Genomic DNA, 15,424 nt, shown 5'->3' with positions numbered 1-15,424 from the left:
GGTTTGATTCAGGCCCGGTACAGGGCGCTGCCACGAACTTGACACACAGTAGCGGCAAATTCCGTAATCTGCGCCACTGAACCAAGGATTTTCATGGATTACTTCATCATTGTCATCACCACCGTCGCCGGTCTGTACTTCCACGGGTGGTTATACGTGCGGATCAAACGCTGGATGGACCGCGATCTGGCGCTAGCGCTGGCGGGTAAAGACGAGCAGAAAAAGGCGTTCATGCTCCAGCAACTGGCGAACGCTCAAGCGCAGAAGGTCAAGCGCCGAGACCTGCCGCAGTGGCTTGAAGCCGCGGCGGCAGGTTATTCCGATCGGTAGACGGCTTAAGGTGCCAGACGTTCAAGAATCCAGTCGGCGCCCTGCAAACGATAGTTGAGGCGATCGTGCAGGCGGCTCGAACGGCCCTGCCAGAACTCGATGCGCTCCGGTAACAAACGATAACCGCCCCAATGCTCAGGGCAATGAGGTTGCGTGTCGCTGAAACGTTGCTCGGTGTTCTTGAGCAGCGCTTCCAGCTCGGCACGATCGGCGATCACCCGGCTCTGGGGCGAAGCCCAGGCACCGAGGCGACTACCCAGCGGCCGGACCTGGAAGTAGGCGTCGGACTCTTCAGGCGTAACCTTCACCACCCGCCCTTCGATGCGCACCTGACGCTCCAGGGCCGGCCAGAAAAAGGTCATGGCCGCGAACGGGTTCGCGGCCAGATGCTGACCCTTGGCGCTGTCGTAGTTGGTGAAGAAGGTGAAACCCTGCTCGTCCAGCCCCTTGAGCAGCAGAATGCGGCAATGCGGCCGACCGTCCTGATCGACGGTGGCCAGGGTCATGGCGTTGGCTTCCACCGGCGCCTGCTCGGTTTTCACCGCGTCGGCGAACCACTGATGGAACAGCGCGAATGGCTCGGCCGGGGCTTGCGCCTCGGTCAGGCCATCACGGGTGTAGTCGCGACGCATATCAGCCAGGCCCTGGGTCATGGCGCATTCCTTTTAGTTAACGAATTACTTCTTTGTGGCGTCGGCGTCGGGGGCAGCGGCGGTGACTTTTTTCGAGTCGGCAGCGGCTTTGGCCGGAGCAGTCTTTTTCGCCGGAGTCGCGGTTTTAGCTGGCGACTTCTTGGCGGCGGCTTTCTTGGTCGGGGCCTTTTTCGCGGCGGGTACAGCCGCTTTTTTCGCGGCTGGCGCAGGGGTGACCGGCGTGGCCACTGGCTTGATGTCCTTGGCAGCGACCTGGCTCACTGGCGCCGGCGCCGGCATGTTGTACTTGCTCAGCAACGCGACCATGGTGTTTTGCGGGGTCACCAGCAGTTCGACGCGACGGTTCAAGGCACGGCCTTCATTGCTGTCGTTGGCAGCACGCGGGGCTTCGCCACCCATACCGCGCAGCATCAGGCGATCACGCTGCAAACCGCTGAGGCGGAAAATCGCGGCAACGGCCTGGGCACGCTCCTGGCTCAGTTTCACGTTGGCCGGTGCGGAGCCCGACGTATCACTGTGGCCGAGAACCAGCACGGCAGTTTTCGGATCAACTTCAAGGATTTTCGCGACGCGAGTGAACGGGCCGAGGGTCACCGGCAGCAGCATGGCCGGACGGTCAGGGTTGAACGAGCCCTCTACCGGCGCGGTCACCACCAATACGTTTTCACGGCGCTCGAGTTGCAGGTTGCTGCCCTTGATCGCTTCGCGCAGGCGCGGTTCGTAGTCGTCGAGCCAGGCTTGGGTAACTTTAGGATCAGGCATCGGAACGGCTTTGGCAGTGCTTTGCTCCTTGCCGCCGAACGGCCACCACCATTTGCCACCTGCATCGGCCTCAGCTTTGGCCACAGCGGCAGGTTTGGCTTCAGGTTTTACCTCTGGTTTTACTTCTGGCTTGGCCGGGGTCTTGTCGGCGCTGTCATCGGAACCGAACGGCCAGTACCAATGGCTGGCGCTTTCAGTCTTGGCCACCGGAGCGGTCGCGGCAGGCTTGAGGGGTGCCGGGGCCGGGGTTTTAGCAGCGACTTTGTCGGAGGAACCGAACGGCCACCAGCTGCCGCCATCCGAGTCATTTTGTGGAGTTTGTGCGCAACCGGTAATAGCGAAGCACAGGGCCAAAGCGAGGGTTTTATTGGAAGACATTGGATATCCACAAAATGAAGTAATGAACTATCAGGCCGGATTGACCCGGATAAACAGACGCTTGGAAATCAAAAAGGCCTTGGGGTTCCGGCCCTGGAACCCCTGAGCGCGTTTTACAGACAAGTGGCCAGTGCTCGCACAAGTTTTTGTGCGCGCGGATCCATCAAGACGTACGGCCCAAGGGTATTTGTCACAAAGCCGAAGGCCACATCGTGTTCCGGATCGGCAAAACCGGTGGAACCGCCCGCACCCGGATGACCGAACGCACGAGGGCCGAGGCCGTAGGTGGCGTTGGGGACGTCCGGTTGATCGAGCATGCAACCAAGGCCGAAACGGGTCCGGGTCAGTAAAGTCTTGTCCTCGCCGAGGCTGTGCTCGCGCGTCATTTCGTCAAGCATTTCGCTTTCCAGCAAGCTGCCATCGAGCAGACCGGCATAGAACCCGGCCAGGCTGCGGGCATTGCCATGGCCATTGGCGGCGGGTTGCTGCATGCGCCGCCACTCGGGTTTGTTGGTGCTGGTCATGATCGACGGCGGGTTAGTGAACGCCCTCGTGGTCATGGCCGTCGGCTCGCGCATCGTCACTTGCAGCAAGCGCTGGGCGGCGGCGTCGCCGACATTGCCCTTGCCACGGGCGATGTGCGCCACGCGATGAAACTCCTGGTCCGCCAAGCCGACGTGGAAATCCAGCCCCAAAGGCTTTGCGACCCGCGCCACGATGGACTCACCCGGCCCACGACCGTCGGCACGACGCAGCAACTCACCGACCAGCCAGCCGTAGGTGATCGCGGCGTAACCGTGACCGACGCCCGGCGTCCACCACGGTTCTTCGGCGGCCAGGGCGTCAACCATGGTTTGCCAGTCGTAAAGGGCTTCCGGGGCCAGCAGCTCACGCAGCGCCGGCAGACCGGCCTGATGGCAGAGCAATTGACGCAGGGTCACGGACTCTTTACCGGCGGCGGCGAACTCGGGCCAGTAGCGGGCAACCGGGGCATCCAGTTGCAGCTTGCCTTCGGCCACCAGTTGCAGGGCGGTGACAGCGGTGAAGGTCTTGGTGCAGGAGAACAGGTTGGCGATGGTGTCGCTGTGCCAGGCTTCGGTGCCATCCTTGTCAGCGCTACCGGCCCAAAGGTCGACCACGGTTTCACCGCCAATCTGGATGCACAACGCTGCGCCACGTTCCTGAGGATCGTCGAACAGCGCCGCGAAAGCCTCACGCACCGCTTCGAACTTCAGCTCGTAAAAACCCTGAATCTGCACCCGCAACTCCTCTGGATAATGTTCTACAAAGTGGCCGCATTGTTCCAGCCCTAGAGGGTTTTGGGAACTGTGGCAAGCTGGGCGGTCGCCCACCTATGGATTGGATCAGATCTTTAGGGTGCCTTGGCGGACGCCTTCGCGAGCAAGCCCGCTTCCACATTCGACCGAGTTCTTTCAGAAAGAATGCGATTGAATGTGGGAGCGGGCTTGCTCGCGAAGAACGATGACACGGTTTCAGCTATTTAATGGCCATTGCCGGAATGCCCACCCGCATGGCCAGCGCCCTGCCCTGCGCCTTTGCCAGCCTCGCCTTTTCTGCCGCCCTCCGCTGTTTGACCGGCTTTATCCGCCTCAGCCTTGGCCTTCTCGGCCTCTTTACCGAGCTGATCGACGGTCTGCAAATTGCTCTTGCGAACGCTGTCGACGAACCCCTGGAACGGCAGATCGGTAATGCCCACCAGCCCGAAGTGCCCGTTCTCGCCATCCAGCAGACGACCGGTAACCGGTTGGTCAAGGTATTGGAACCAGTGCACGCCGACGATCGACGGTTCGCTCATCGCCTGTTTGAGGAAATTGGCGTAAGCCGACCCACGGTCCTCTTCCTTCGCCAATTGCGTCACGCCGCCCCAGAACGGACCGCGATCCGCGGAGCCGAAGTTGAACTCGGTGATCAGCACCGGTTTGTCCAGGCTGCGCAGCTTGGCGAAGTCATAACCGTCCTGCGGTTGCAGGGTGTACATGTTGAAGCTCAGCACGTCGCAATACTGGGCGCAGGATTCAACCGCTTCCGGTGTGCTGATGGCAAACCGGCCACCCAGCAACAGCTGATTCGGCGCGTGCCACTTGAGCGAATCGGAGAGGGTCTTGAAGTACGTGTCGGCGAAAACCTTCTGGAAGTATTTGAAGTCGGCTTCGATTTCCGGGTGTTCGGCGCTTGGCAGCGGCGGCACGAAGCCCGGGTCTTCCATCAATTCCCAGGCCGGCAAATCAATGCCCCAGGCTTTGGATAGGCCCGCCTGATTGCGGTATTTGTCCCGCAATTGCTTGAGGAATGCGCGCTTGGCCGGTACGTCGGTGGTCATTTTCAAGGTGCCGTAGGCCAAGGCGTAACGGGCTTTCGGGTCGTCGCCGGGGCCGGCCCAGGCCAGTTCGTTATCGGCGAAGTAACCGATCAGCCATGGATCATCGCGATGATCGCGCGCGGCAATGGCCACGGCACGTTCGGTGGCCATGGCGAATCGTGGGTCGAACGGGTCGGGCATGCCGCCCCACCAGTCGGTGCCGGTGCTGATGCTGGCGTAATCGCCGACGATCGACAGCGGCAAGGTGTACGGCACGCGATCAGCGTTGGCCAGCGCCGGGGCGCTCCAGTTGCCGAGGGTGTTGAAGCCCCAGGCTTGCAGGCGATCAAGGGTGTGACTGGCCCAGCGCTGTTCATCAACCACCGCTTTGCAGGGTTCGGCAGGTGTTTGCTCAGTTGCTATGGCGGCGGTCGCTTCAACGGCGCCGGTCTTGGCGGCTTCGGCGACACCGGATTCGGCCGCAGAAGGAACGACAGGTTGCTCAGCAGCCTTTTCTACCGTTGCCGTTGCCGCAACCGCGTCAGCCTTGGCCGCTTCGGCGACACCGGCCTTAGTGTCGCTGGTCACCACACACGGCGGACCATACAGACGCTGCAAGTTGGCGCCATAGAAGTCGTACCAGCGACCGGCATTGTAGCCTCGGCCCTGATCGACGCCGTTGCCGCCACGGTTATCGCCTTCGCCATAGTGGCTGGCCAGCGGCTCGTCGGGTTTGGGCAGGGATTCAAACATCCACTCGCGGCCCGCGACGTAGGTCTGGTCGACGTCCGGGGTGACGGTGTTGACCCCGAGGGAATAGAACGGATGGCCTTCCGGGGTCACCAGGTACCAGCGACCGTCGCGCTTCTCAGTGCGGAAAAACCCGCTGGCCTTGAATGCCGGGCCTTTGTTCCAGCCACCAAACTTGTCCAGGGACGACTTTTCGCGCTCGGCCAGCCAGGTTTTCAGTTGCTGATGTTCCTTGGCGGCGGCGCTTTTCAGTTGCTCGTCGCTGCTGACTTTCTCTGGCCATTTGGCCCGGGTCGACTGGCCGTAAGCGTCTACAAGGCCGCCAAAAGCCGCTTGGGTAACCGCATCGCCGTCTTGCACGCCAAAGCGCTCAAGCAGAATGCTTTGCGCGACTTTCGGCTGATCCATCGACAAGGTCACCGACACCACCTGGCTGCGCTCCAGCTCACCGGCGCTGCTGGCCAGCAATACGCGCTGCCCCTCAAAAGTGATCGGCATCGGCGGGCCGGCTTTCAGGCCAAGGTTCAATGGCGTAAATGGCTGCAGCGGCACCCATAAAGTTTGCGCAGGGCCGGCCGGCAAGTCGACGCGGCTGACCAGTGTCTTGCCGTCGTTGCTCTGGATTGTCACGTACAGGGTCACGGCCCAGTTCATTGCGCTCTGAATCCGCAAACTCATGAAGCCCGCCTGGGACCAGTCCCAGGCGCCCGTCTGCGGGGTCAGACGCAAGGTCGGTTGTGCCACCGGATTGAACGTCACCCGACGCAGCACTTCGCCTTCGGCCGTTTGCTCGGCGTTGGATTGCGGCAGGCTGGCGTCCTGAGTCGCCACTTGGACCACATCGGTGGGGCGCACAAAGTTGAACAGCGTCTGTTGGCCGGCAGGGGCCGCCAGCAAAGGGGCTGCGAACATCAGAGCGAAAACGGCAGGTAACGAACGGCGCAGCGAACGGCGAATCATGAGAACGAAATTCTCCCTAACGACCAACATTGGCCAGTGGAAAAGCGATGGCAGAGAGATAGACAACGCGGTGGACAAATTTGCCCACCGGTGTATCAGGAAATTTCACGACGGAAGGGTGGCAACGCATTGAGGATTGCCTTGCCGTAACGCTGGGTGACGAGCCGTCGATCGAGCAAGGTGATGGTGCCGCGGTCTTCTTCGGTGCGCAGCAAGCGACCGCAGGCCTGGACCAGCTTCAGCGAAGCATCCGGCACGGAGATTTCCATGAACGGATTGCCACCCCGAGCCTCGATCCACTCGGCCAGGGCCGCTTCGACCGGATCATCGGGCACCGAGAATGGAATCTTCGCGATCACCACGTGCTCGCAATACGCGCCGGGCAAGTCGACCCCTTCGGCAAAACTCGCCAGGCCGAACAACACGCTGGAATCGCCGCCATCGACCCGCGCCTTGTGCTTGTTCAGGGTTTCCTGTTTCGACAGGTTGCCTTGAATGAACACTTGCTTGCGCCAGTCGCGGTCAAGGCCGTCGAACACGTCCTGCATCTGTTTGCGCGAAGAGAACAGCACCAGGGTGCCCCGCGAACCTTCCACCAAGGCTGGCAAGTCACGGATGATCGCCGCGGTGTGGGCCGGCGCATCACGCGGATCGGCCTTCAGGTCCGGCACTCGCAGCACGCCAGCATCAGCATGATGAAACGGGCTTGGAACCACTGCGGTCACGGCTTTTTTCGGCAAGCCGGCGCGCATGCGGAAGCGGTCGAAGGTACCGAGCGCGGTCAGGGTGGCGGAGGTCACCAGAGCGCCGTAGGCCACGTTCCACAAATTGCGACGGAGCATTTCTGCCGCGAGGATCGGGCTGGCGTTGACCTCGATGTCGAACAGCGAACCGCTTTCGGCCAGGGTCAGCCAGCGGGCCATCGGCGGGTTGTCTTCCGGGTCTTCAGCGGTGAAAGCGCCCCACAATTCCCAGTTGCCCGAAGAGCGGGACAACAGGCTACCGAACAGCGGGTACCACTCTTCAGCCTGGTTGCTGGCGATGCCGATGTTGACCTCGCCGTCCATGCCTTCCTTGAGCAGTTCGGTCAGTCGGGTAAAGACATCGGTCAGACGGGCAAAGCCCTTCTTCAGCTCGATGCCCATTTCGCGCATGTGCTCGGGAACGACCCCACCGACAAAGCGATGACGCGGCCGTTCGCGACCTTCAACGTCTTCGCCGGGTTTGAAATCGGCGACCTGCTCGCAGGCGGTGAACATGAATTGCTGCTGGGTTTTGATCTCCCGTGCCAGTTCCGGCACTTGTTCGATCAACTTGCCCAGATCGCCCGGCAGCGGGTGCTGGGCCAGCAACTTGGTGAGGTTCTTGGCGGTGGTTTCCAGCCAGTCGGCGGTGGAACGCAGACGCGTGTAATGGGCGAAATGGCCGATGGCCTTGTCCGGCAGGTGGTGGCCTTCGTCGAACACGTAGATGGTGTCACGCGGGTCCGGCAGCACGGCGCCGCCGCCCAGCGCCAAGTCGGCCAGGACCATGTCGTGGTTGGTGACGATCACGTCGACCTTGCCCATGCCTTCGCGGGCCTTGTAGAAGGCGCACTGGCCGAAGTTCGGACAATGGCGGTTGGTGCATTGGCTGTGATCGGTGGTTAGGCGCGCCCAGTCGGCATCTTCCAGGGCGGTGGACCAACTGTCACGGTCGCCGTCCCACTTATTGCCGGCGAGTTTCTCGATCATGCTGGTGAACAGCTTCTGACTGGCCTCGTCGACCTCGATCTTGAAACCTTCTTCTTCAAACAGCTGCGCCGTGGCGGTTTGCGCGTGACCTTCCTGGAGCAACATGTCGAGCTTGGACAGGCACATGTAGCGCCCGCGCCCCTTGGCCAGGGCAAAGCTGAAATTCAGCCCGCTGTTGCGCATCAGGTCGGGCAAATCCTTGTAGACGATCTGCTCTTGCAGGGCCACGGTGGCCGTGGCAATCACCAGGCGCTTGCCGGCGGCCTTGGCAGTGGGAATGGCGGCCAGGCTGTAGGCCACGGTTTTGCCGGTACCAGTGCCGGCTTCCACCGCGACAATCGCGGGGTCGCCACTGCGCCGGCCTTCGTCGTCGGTGTCGATGTCACCGAGGACCTTGGCAATTTCGGCGATCATCAGGCGTTGGCCGTAGCGCGGCTTGAGGCTCTTGGCTTCGAGAAAACGCGAGTAGGCGCCCTGGATCGTGGTTTTGAGTTCAGTGCTGATCATGGATTGTCGGGCGCAAAAAACGCTGGATAAATTTTCAGTGGTTCGGATCGGCCGCTATCATACCCCGCTAATTAATCCCGCGCAGAACGGAGTACCCCAATGACACCTTTTGGCCTTGTTTATACCCTGCATGTACTGTCAGCCCTGGTGTGGGTTGGCGGCATGTTTTTCGCGTGGATGGTCTTGCGCCCCGCGGCGATGAAGGCTTTGGAAGGCCCTGCCCGTTTGAAGCTGTGGGTAGAAGTGTTTCAAGGTTTTTTCCGCTGGGTCTGGGTCGCGGTGGTGCTGTTGCCGGTCAGCGGTGTGGGCATGATTCATTTGCAGTACAGCGGTTTTGAAGCGGCGCCGCGGTATGTGCAGGTGATGATGGGGTTGTACGTGGTGATGACGGCGCTGTTTATCCGGATTCAGGCGTTGTTGTTGCCAGAGTTGCGCACGGCGGTGGCGGCGCAGGATTGGCCGACCGGGGCTGCTACGCTTGGGAAAATTCGCAAGTTGGTGGGGATTAATCTGATTGTCGGGTTGGTGCTGGTGGCGATTGCTGCGGCTCGCCCGATGTTCTAAAGCCTCACAGCTTTTGTGGCGAGGGGACTTGTCCCCGTTGGACCGCGCAGCGGTCCACTGCATTCCTACAGATACACCGCACACACAGGTTTTACGACTGCTTCGCAGCCGAACGGGGTGATGCGGCATTCCGACAAGTCCCCTCGCCACAGGGGAGCTCAGTCATTCTTACACCGCTGCAAGGTCACCGAACCCGCCGCACCGGCAGACCCCGGCTGACCATCAACCCCAGGGCGGCCGCTCTTGCCGCCATCGGCCTTGTAAACGAAACAGCCCTTGGCCTTGCCACCCGCGCCCGGTTTACCGCCAGGCCCGGCCACACCACCGTCACCGCCGGCCACCTGGACCTTGATCAGTTCCGCCGGGTAATCACGCGGCACTTCCAGACGAACCAGTGCACCCGGCGCGCCCGGCTGACCGTCACTTCCATCACTGCCGTCGGCACCACGGCCGGCCTGGCCCCAGGTACAACCCGGTGCCTGACCGTTGGCCCCATCGAGACCGACGAAACCCGGTGCGCCCGCGCCGCCGCGAGCGTCCACCAACAATTGCGGCGCACTCAGTGCCTTGATCTGCATGTTCAGGTTACGCCCGGAGCGGGCGGCCTTGAGGTAAGTCCCCGGCGCGCCGCGAGCCGTGATCTGGCTGCCTTCCGACAACTGCGCACGACTGACCTTCAGCTCAAGCGGCTGTTCGCCGGGTACGATGGCGATCCGCGCTTCACGACCCAGACGCAATTCACCGACGGATACCTCGGTCACATTCGAGGGAATCAACAACGTGCCGTAGTCGGCCACTTCCAGGCGTTCCAGCTGCAAGGTGCTGGCGGTGTTGGGCAAACGCATCAGCGAGTTGGTTTCGACGCTCACCACCTGGGCGCAGGCCAACGGGCTGATGAGTGCAGCGAGCAGACAGAGTTTACGCATGGGAAGCCTTAGGCGCGGTCGGAGCCGGGATGGTTTGCAGGTGGAAAACGCCGAAAAAGAGGATCTTCAGGCGATCAAGCCAAGGGTGGGCGCGACCTCTGAGGCTGCGAAAACAGAACACCGCCTCAAGAAGATGAAGGCAGGCCAGCAGGCTGCCGGCCAGATCGACCAGCAGGTGCAGAGGATTGACAAACGGCATGAGCTGATTGACCAGCACCACCAGCCAGAACAGCAGGGTCAACAACTTCCCAAGCCCCCAAAACACGTTCATACGCTCCCCGCTGACAATTATTCTTTGCGCGCACAGTACCGGCTTCCACGCGGGATAAGCCAGAGGGCAGCGGAAAATTCTTCATAAGACCGCCGAATGGCCGTCGGACTGACTTCAATTGTGGTCCGACGGCTCTATCACGGGGCTCAGCGATTGATGTGCAACTCCACCCGACGGTTTTTCGCCCGCCCTTCTTCCGTTTCGTTATCGGCCACTGGCTGACTTTGGCCCTTGCCCTCGCTGGTGAGCTTGTTCGGCGCCACGCCCTGACTCAACAGGTAGGCCGCCACGCTACTGGCGCGACGTTCCGAGAGTGCCTGGTTATAGGTGTCCGAACCGATGCTGTCGGTATGACCGATCACCTTGATGCTCACCACATCGGCGCTTTGCAGTTTGGGCATCAGCGAATCCAGCTTGCTCTGCGCGGCTGGGGTCAGTTCGGATTGGTTGAAGGCAAACAGTACGTCGCCCGCGTCGCTCAGGGTGATGACCTCCGATTGAGCAGGTTCAGGTTTCACGCTGGCCGGGTACTGCGGCAATGGGCAACCATGATGTTCGACGGGGGTATTGGCCGGCGTATCAGGGCAGCGATCGCGTCGATCGAAGACTCCATCATCGTCTTCGTCGCCATCCTGGGCGTAACAGATCAAGCCACCGGTCAAGATACCAAGCGCCGCCCCACCGGCCGCCCAACCGCTACTTTGGAGAGCGCCCAGGCCGCCACCGACCAGGCCGCCGATAACGCTGCAGATTGGCCAGGTTCGTTGATTGAGGGGGGCGGTGCCATCGCTGTGAGTAGCGCAACCGGTCAACAGGCTGCCAAGCAGCACAACCGGCAAGACGGTCCGTGTGAGAACACTCATGGTGAAAGCTCCTGTGTTACCGGCCAATGCCGGTCACACAGGAGTAAAGACCCGCATCCGCGACTGCACAAGCCGCGGAGTACGAGGGGGTTAGCGGTTGATTTTGATTTCCGTGCGACGGTTCATCGAGCGGCCGTCAGCGGTTTTGTTATCGGCAACCGGCTGGCTTTCACCGGCACCGGTAACAGACACGAATTCGCTGCGGGGTACGCCTTGGGAAATCAGGTACTCGACCACCGAGTGCGCTCGACGGTCCGACAGTTTCTGGTTATAGGTATCGCTGCCAACGCTGTCGGTGTGACCGGTTACAGTCAGTTGGGCGTTAGGCGCTTCCCCTTTCAAGCGAGTGGCGATTTTATCGAGTACCAATTTGTCGGCCGGGGTCAGTGTGGCCTTGTCAAACTGGAAGTGAACATCGCGAATGACGATGACTTCTTCTTTAACCACGGCCGCTTCTTCGACCACTGGCGCAGGCACCGGTGGAGGGCAACCGTCGGCATCGACCCGCACGCCTCTAGGTGTTCCCGGGCACTTGTCGCGGCTATCCGGCACGCCATCGCCGTCTTCGTCGCCATCACCGTGAACCCAGCAATAGGCCGCAGCCGTGCCGCCGACGAGCAGCGCGCCATACCCCGCCCATGCCGAGCTCTCGGTCGCGCCGAGACCTGCGCCCACGACACCACCGACCGCCGCACAGGTCGGCCAGTCGGTTTTCTGCAAACCTGCGCAACCAGTCAACACACTGGTTAGCAGAACCAAGGGTAATGCTGTGCGAACTATGCTCATCTAGTTTTCTCCTGAGGGGATCGGCAGAGAACCGATTCAGGTAGTAAAGACCCGAGTTTTAATCTCCGCCAGCAATAGGCCATTGCAGTTTTAACCCGTGTTCACGGCAGATCGGCGCTTTTAGGACGAACCAGCTCTAGGCCCGGTCCTTGGAGCAGGCTAGTCTTGGCAGCTCTGATTGAGGATCTTCGATGATTGCAGGTATTTCTTCGCGCACGCCCCAGCAGGCGTTGGCCGCTTTGCTTGATCGTTATGCCCCCGCGCGCCTGTTGCTGATTGGCGCCAGCGAGTTCCCCGCGCTTGAGGCCTTCAAGCTGGCGCACCCGGACACTCGTGTGGCCCATGCGACACCTGGACCATTGCCTGCCGAACTGGCGGCGCGCCGGTTTGACCTGGCACTGGTGGTCGATTGCCTCGAACATTTGCCCAAACGCGATGGCCTGAACCTGCTTGGCGGGATCCGTAACCTCAACGCCAGTCGCATCGCGGTGCTGGCGGACTTGCCGGCCAGCGGCTGGCAGGAGACCGACTTTTTCTCCCTGGCCCTGCAAGCCAGCGAACGCTTCCAGCGCGACGATCAAGTGCTGACCCTGTTCACCTATGATCTGCTTGACTACAAACAAGTCCCCGACTGGCTCAACTCACGGTTCTGGGCCAATCCGGAAAACTTCGGGAAATATTGGTGGTAACGCAATGAGTACATCCATTTGCCCCTGCGGTAGCGGCACCCTGCTTGATGCCTGCTGCGGCCATTACCATGCCGGTCATCCGGCGCCGTGTGCCGAAGTCTTGATGCGTTCGCGCTATAGCGCCTACGTACTGGGGCTGATCGATTATCTGGTGGCGACCACCCTGCCCGCACAACAGGCAGGCCTGGATCGACAGTCCATCAGCGACTGGAGCGCCCAAAGCACCTGGCTGGGCCTTGAAGTGGAAAGCTCCGAGGTCTTGGGCGGTCAGCCGGAACATGCCTTCGTGACCTTCACCGCGCGCTGGCACGACGGCAGCGGTGAACACAGCCACCGCGAGCGCTCGTCGTTCGTGCAGAACGCCGGCCACTGGTACTTCATCGACCCCACCGTACAACTCAAGGCCGGACGCAATGATGCGTGCCCTTGCGCCAGCGGACAGAAATTCAAAAAGTGTTGTGCGGGTTATTTCACCAGTTGAAGTGACGTAAAAAGATCGTCCGAACGCGGCCCGAGCCTTCGGCAGCTCCTACGGGTGTACGCCGATCCAGTGTAAGAGCTGCCGAAGGCTCGGGCCGCGTTCGGACGATCTTTTAGGGCTAGACTGGTGCTCAAGGGAGAAACCCGACCATGATCACCCGGCGACCCGCACTTTATCTGTTCACCCTGCTCCTGTTTCTGGGGCTTGGCGGCTGTGCGTCCTGGTTCGGCGATGATGAACCGGAACCGCAGGTGCATCTGGTCAAGGTCGAAGTGGTCCAGGCCAAACTGATGCAGCAAAAATTCCTGCTGCACTTTCGCGTCGACAACCCCAACGACAGTGACCTGACAGTGCGGGGCATCGAGTACCGCATTCACTTGGGCGACATGCTGCTGACCGAAGGTGAGCACGAACACTGGTTCACAGTCGGCCCCAAACGCAGTGCCTACTTCAAAGTGCCGATCCGCACCAACCTGTGGCCCAAGGTGCGGGATCTGGTGAAACTGCTGAAAAAACCCAAGCAGCCCATTCCCTATCGTCTGGAAGGTGAACTGGAAACCGGTTTATTCATCGCGCACTACGTGCACCTGGCGCGCAATGGCGTGATAATCCCCGCCGATTTAATTCCGGAGCAAAACCGATGACCCAGCAACCCCATGTCCATGGCCCTGATTGCAACCACGATCATGACCATCACGACCACCATGATCACGACCATGGCCATGTCCACGGCCCGAACTGCGGCCACGCCCACCAGGAACCGGTGCGCAACGCCCTGAAAGACGTCGGCCGCAACGACCCTTGCCCATGCGGCAACGGCAAGAAATTCAAGAAGTGCCACGGCGCTTGATGCTTCGGGCGAAGAACTTCTTCGCCTGTTGAATCGCCTTCGCGAGCAAGCCCGCTCCCACATTTGAGTTGCACCAGGCCCAATTTTTGCGGCCACTGCAAATCCCCTGTGGGAGCGGGCTTGCCCGCGAAGAGGCCCTCAAAGTCACCCTCACTTCAGGATCTGCGCAACGCTCACGACCGTCGCGTATTCGCCCTGTAGATTACCCAGCGACATCGCATGCACTTCCTCGGCTGTATGGGTTTTCCCAAAGTAGTCAGCCTTGTCGAAGGTAAAACACGCATCCTCCACGACCCACGTTTCAAACCCCAGATTCCCGGCCGTTCGCGCCGTGGATTCCACCGAGTTGTTGGTCGCTACGCCAACAATGACCAACTGATCGATCCCCGCCTCTCGCAAAGTCCGCTCAAGCCCCGTCGAACAAAACGCATCCGGCACCTGCTTTTGAATAAGCTGCTCACCGGTCTGTGGCTGAAACCGCTCCTGAAATTCCACACCCGATTGCTGCGGCCAGAACACCGATTCCGGCGACCGGGACAAGTGCTGCACATGAATCACCGGTCGCCCGGTTCGGCGCCAATGCCCTAGCAAATCGAGGATTCGCTGCTCTGCCTGAAGATTATTTCGGCGACCGAGTTTGGGATGCAGAATGCCTTTTTGTTGATCGATGATGATCAGTGCCGCGTTTGTTTTGAGCTCCATGCCGGTTTTTCTCATGCGGGGTCATTGAATTTCACGCACTTCAGCATCACCTGTTCCTACAGGCAAGCTATCGAACGCAAACAGGACGACCTGATGCCGGCGTTTGCTGTCCGCAAGTAACGACATCTCTAGATTTGGAGTACTCCATGATCGACCTGTATTACTGGACCACCCCCAACGGCCACAAAATCTCGATATTCCTTGAAGAAGCCGGCCTGCCCTACAACGTGCACCCGATCAACATCAGCCAGAACGACCAGTTCAAACCCGAATTCCTGAAAATCTCCCCGAACAACAAAATTCCGGCCATCGTCGATCCCGAACCGGCCGATGGCGGTGAGCCGTTGGCACTGTTCGAGTCCGGGGCGATTTTGCTGTACCTGGCAGAGAAAACCGGCAAGTTCCTGCCCAAAGACCTGCGCGGTCGCCAACAAGCGCTGCAATGGTTGTTCTGGCAGATGGGCGGCCTGGGCCCGATGGCGGGGCAGAATCATCACTTCAGCCAGTTCGCGCCGGAGAAGATCCCCTACGCAATCAAGCGCTACATCGACGAAACCGCCCGCCTCTATGGGGTACTCGACAAGCAGCTGGCCGATAAAGACTTCGTCGCCGGCAGCGAATACAGCATTGCCGACATGGCGATCTACCCGTGGATCGTTTCCCACAAGTGGCAGAGCCAGAACCTGGAAGACTTCCCCAACGNTGCTGCGCTGGTTCAACCACATCCAGAGCCGTCCGGCGACGGTGAAGGCGTATGCCCTCGCGGCCAAGATCAACCCGCCTAAATCCTGATGGAAGATCAAAAGATCGCAGCCTCGTTTCACTCGACAGCTCCTACAGGGAATGCAAAACCGTGTAGGAGCTGTCGAGTGAAACGAGGCTGCGATCTTTTTCCGTTC

16 protein-coding genes and 1 pseudogene are annotated in these 15,424 nt (G+C 60.6%); 7 read left to right on the top strand and 10 right to left on the bottom strand.

Going from position 1 to position 15,424, the window contains the following annotated elements:
* The first annotated feature begins 93 nt into the window (after positions 1-93).
* Positions 94-330, top strand: coding sequence for a hypothetical protein (locus E3W21_RS06245; RefSeq protein ID WP_134418802.1), 237 nt, complete (start codon positions 94-96; stop codon positions 328-330).
* A 5-nt stretch (positions 331-335) separates the two neighbouring features.
* Here E3W21_RS06245 and pdxH read toward each other — a convergent pair whose 3' ends face one another.
* From pdxH to dinG, 5 genes are all read right to left on the bottom strand, one after another.
* On the bottom strand, positions 336-983 hold the full coding sequence (gene pdxH, locus E3W21_RS06240; RefSeq protein WP_129441771.1) for a pyridoxamine 5'-phosphate oxidase: 648 nt from the start codon (positions 981-983) through the stop codon (positions 336-338).
* Positions 984-1,007: 24 nt separating this feature from the next.
* Positions 1,008-2,123 carry an OmpA family protein gene (locus E3W21_RS06235; protein ID WP_134418801.1) on the bottom strand — a complete coding sequence of 372 codons (1,116 nt, stop codon included), beginning with the start codon at positions 2,121-2,123 and terminating at the stop codon, positions 1,008-1,010.
* Positions 2,124-2,236: 113 nt separating this feature from the next.
* On the bottom strand, positions 2,237-3,382 hold the full coding sequence (locus E3W21_RS06230) for a serine hydrolase domain-containing protein (protein ID WP_129441767.1): 1,146 nt from the start codon (positions 3,380-3,382) through the stop codon (positions 2,237-2,239).
* 242 nt (positions 3,383-3,624) lie between these two features.
* On the bottom strand, positions 3,625-6,153 hold the full coding sequence (locus E3W21_RS06225) for a beta-galactosidase (RefSeq protein ID WP_134418800.1): 2,529 nt from the start codon (positions 6,151-6,153) through the stop codon (positions 3,625-3,627).
* 95 nt (positions 6,154-6,248) lie between these two features.
* Positions 6,249-8,393: an ATP-dependent DNA helicase DinG gene (gene dinG, locus E3W21_RS06220; protein ID WP_129441764.1), complete on the bottom strand. Its 2,145-nt coding sequence runs from the start codon at positions 8,391-8,393 to the stop codon at positions 6,249-6,251.
* A 99-nt stretch (positions 8,394-8,492) separates the two neighbouring features.
* Between dinG and E3W21_RS06215 the strand changes: the two genes are divergently transcribed.
* Positions 8,493-8,957 carry a CopD family protein gene (locus E3W21_RS06215; RefSeq protein WP_134418799.1) on the top strand — a complete coding sequence of 155 codons (465 nt, stop codon included), beginning with the start codon at positions 8,493-8,495 and terminating at the stop codon, positions 8,955-8,957.
* A 158-nt stretch (positions 8,958-9,115) separates the two neighbouring features.
* Here E3W21_RS06215 and E3W21_RS06210 read toward each other — a convergent pair whose 3' ends face one another.
* From E3W21_RS06210 to E3W21_RS06195, 4 genes are all read right to left on the bottom strand, one after another.
* Positions 9,116-9,883 carry a collagen-like protein gene (locus E3W21_RS06210; RefSeq protein WP_134418798.1) on the bottom strand — a complete coding sequence of 256 codons (768 nt, stop codon included), beginning with the start codon at positions 9,881-9,883 and terminating at the stop codon, positions 9,116-9,118.
* Entirely contained in the window at positions 9,876-10,154 is a 279-nt protein-coding gene (locus E3W21_RS06205) for a DUF1145 domain-containing protein (protein ID WP_134418797.1), read from the bottom strand. The genes E3W21_RS06210 and E3W21_RS06205 overlap by 8 nt, the downstream gene beginning before the upstream one ends.
* A 146-nt stretch (positions 10,155-10,300) precedes the next feature.
* Positions 10,301-11,017 (bottom strand): OmpA family protein, encoded by a 717-nt coding sequence (locus E3W21_RS06200; protein ID WP_129441756.1) that lies wholly within the window; start codon positions 11,015-11,017, stop codon positions 10,301-10,303.
* 90 nt (positions 11,018-11,107) lie between these two features.
* Positions 11,108-11,803: an OmpA family protein gene (locus E3W21_RS06195; RefSeq protein ID WP_129441754.1), complete on the bottom strand. Its 696-nt coding sequence runs from the start codon at positions 11,801-11,803 to the stop codon at positions 11,108-11,110.
* 191 nt (positions 11,804-11,994) lie between these two features.
* On the opposite strand from E3W21_RS06195, the gene E3W21_RS06190 reads away from it, so the two are divergent.
* The 4 genes from E3W21_RS06190 (at position 11,995) to E3W21_RS06175 (ending at position 13,823) form a co-directional block, all read left to right on the top strand.
* Entirely contained in the window at positions 11,995-12,492 is a 498-nt protein-coding gene (locus tag E3W21_RS06190; protein WP_134418796.1) for a DUF6231 family protein, read from the top strand.
* Between the two features lie 4 nt (positions 12,493-12,496).
* Positions 12,497-12,973, top strand: a complete 477-nt coding sequence (locus tag E3W21_RS06185) for a YchJ family protein (RefSeq protein ID WP_129441750.1) — start codon at positions 12,497-12,499, stop codon at positions 12,971-12,973.
* A 149-nt stretch (positions 12,974-13,122) separates the two neighbouring features.
* A complete protein-coding gene (locus E3W21_RS06180) occupies positions 13,123-13,617 on the top strand; it encodes an LEA type 2 family protein (protein ID WP_129441748.1) in 495 nt (164 codons plus the stop codon).
* Complete coding sequence (locus tag E3W21_RS06175) at positions 13,614-13,823, top strand: SEC-C metal-binding domain-containing protein (RefSeq protein ID WP_007906737.1); 210 nt, start codon at positions 13,614-13,616, stop codon at positions 13,821-13,823. The genes E3W21_RS06180 and E3W21_RS06175 overlap by 4 nt, the downstream gene beginning before the upstream one ends.
* Before the next feature lie 150 nt (positions 13,824-13,973).
* Here E3W21_RS06175 and E3W21_RS06170 read toward each other — a convergent pair whose 3' ends face one another.
* A complete protein-coding gene (locus E3W21_RS06170) occupies positions 13,974-14,525 on the bottom strand; it encodes a cysteine hydrolase family protein (protein WP_134418795.1) in 552 nt (183 codons plus the stop codon).
* A 146-nt stretch (positions 14,526-14,671) separates the two neighbouring features.
* Here E3W21_RS06170 and E3W21_RS06165 point away from each other — a divergent pair.
* Positions 14,672-15,317, top strand: a pseudogene (locus E3W21_RS06165) (glutathione S-transferase N-terminal domain-containing protein).
* Positions 15,318-15,424 lie beyond the last annotated feature (107 nt).

The organism is Pseudomonas sp. F01002 (assembly GCF_004402115.1).
GTDB lineage: Bacteria > Pseudomonadota > Gammaproteobacteria > Pseudomonadales > Pseudomonadaceae > Aquipseudomonas > Aquipseudomonas frigoris.
Note: the sequence above shows the minus strand (reverse complement) of the source record. Positions and strands in the feature narration are given on the sequence as shown.

Bases quoted from the DNA above. Each gene is read 5' to 3' on its own strand.
- E3W21_RS06245 (WP_134418802.1), top strand. From the start codon at position 94: ATGGATTACTTCATCATTGTCATCACCACCGTCGCCGGTCTGTACTTC.
- pdxH (WP_129441771.1), bottom strand. From the start codon at position 983: ATGACCCAGGGCCTGGCTGATATGCGTCGCGACTACACCCGTGATGGC.
- E3W21_RS06235 (WP_134418801.1), bottom strand. From the start codon at position 2,123: ATGTCTTCCAATAAAACCCTCGCTTTGGCCCTGTGCTTCGCTATTACC.
- E3W21_RS06225 (WP_134418800.1), bottom strand. From the start codon at position 6,153: ATGATTCGCCGTTCGCTGCGCCGTTCGTTACCTGCCGTTTTCGCTCTG.
- dinG (WP_129441764.1), bottom strand. From the start codon at position 8,393: ATGATCAGCACTGAACTCAAAACCACGATCCAGGGCGCCTACTCGCGT.
- E3W21_RS06215 (WP_134418799.1), top strand. From the start codon at position 8,493: ATGACACCTTTTGGCCTTGTTTATACCCTGCATGTACTGTCAGCCCTG.
- E3W21_RS06210 (WP_134418798.1), bottom strand. From the start codon at position 9,883: ATGCGTAAACTCTGTCTGCTCGCTGCACTCATCAGCCCGTTGGCCTGC.
- E3W21_RS06205 (WP_134418797.1), bottom strand. From the start codon at position 10,154: ATGAACGTGTTTTGGGGGCTTGGGAAGTTGTTGACCCTGCTGTTCTGG.
- E3W21_RS06200 (WP_129441756.1), bottom strand. From the start codon at position 11,017: ATGAGTGTTCTCACACGGACCGTCTTGCCGGTTGTGCTGCTTGGCAGC.
- E3W21_RS06195 (WP_129441754.1), bottom strand. From the start codon at position 11,803: ATGAGCATAGTTCGCACAGCATTACCCTTGGTTCTGCTAACCAGTGTG.
- E3W21_RS06190 (WP_134418796.1), top strand. From the start codon at position 11,995: ATGATTGCAGGTATTTCTTCGCGCACGCCCCAGCAGGCGTTGGCCGCT.
- E3W21_RS06185 (WP_129441750.1), top strand. From the start codon at position 12,497: ATGAGTACATCCATTTGCCCCTGCGGTAGCGGCACCCTGCTTGATGCC.
- E3W21_RS06180 (WP_129441748.1), top strand. From the start codon at position 13,123: ATGATCACCCGGCGACCCGCACTTTATCTGTTCACCCTGCTCCTGTTT.
- E3W21_RS06175 (WP_007906737.1), top strand. From the start codon at position 13,614: ATGACCCAGCAACCCCATGTCCATGGCCCTGATTGCAACCACGATCAT.
- E3W21_RS06170 (WP_134418795.1), bottom strand. From the start codon at position 14,525: ATGGAGCTCAAAACAAACGCGGCACTGATCATCATCGATCAACAAAAA.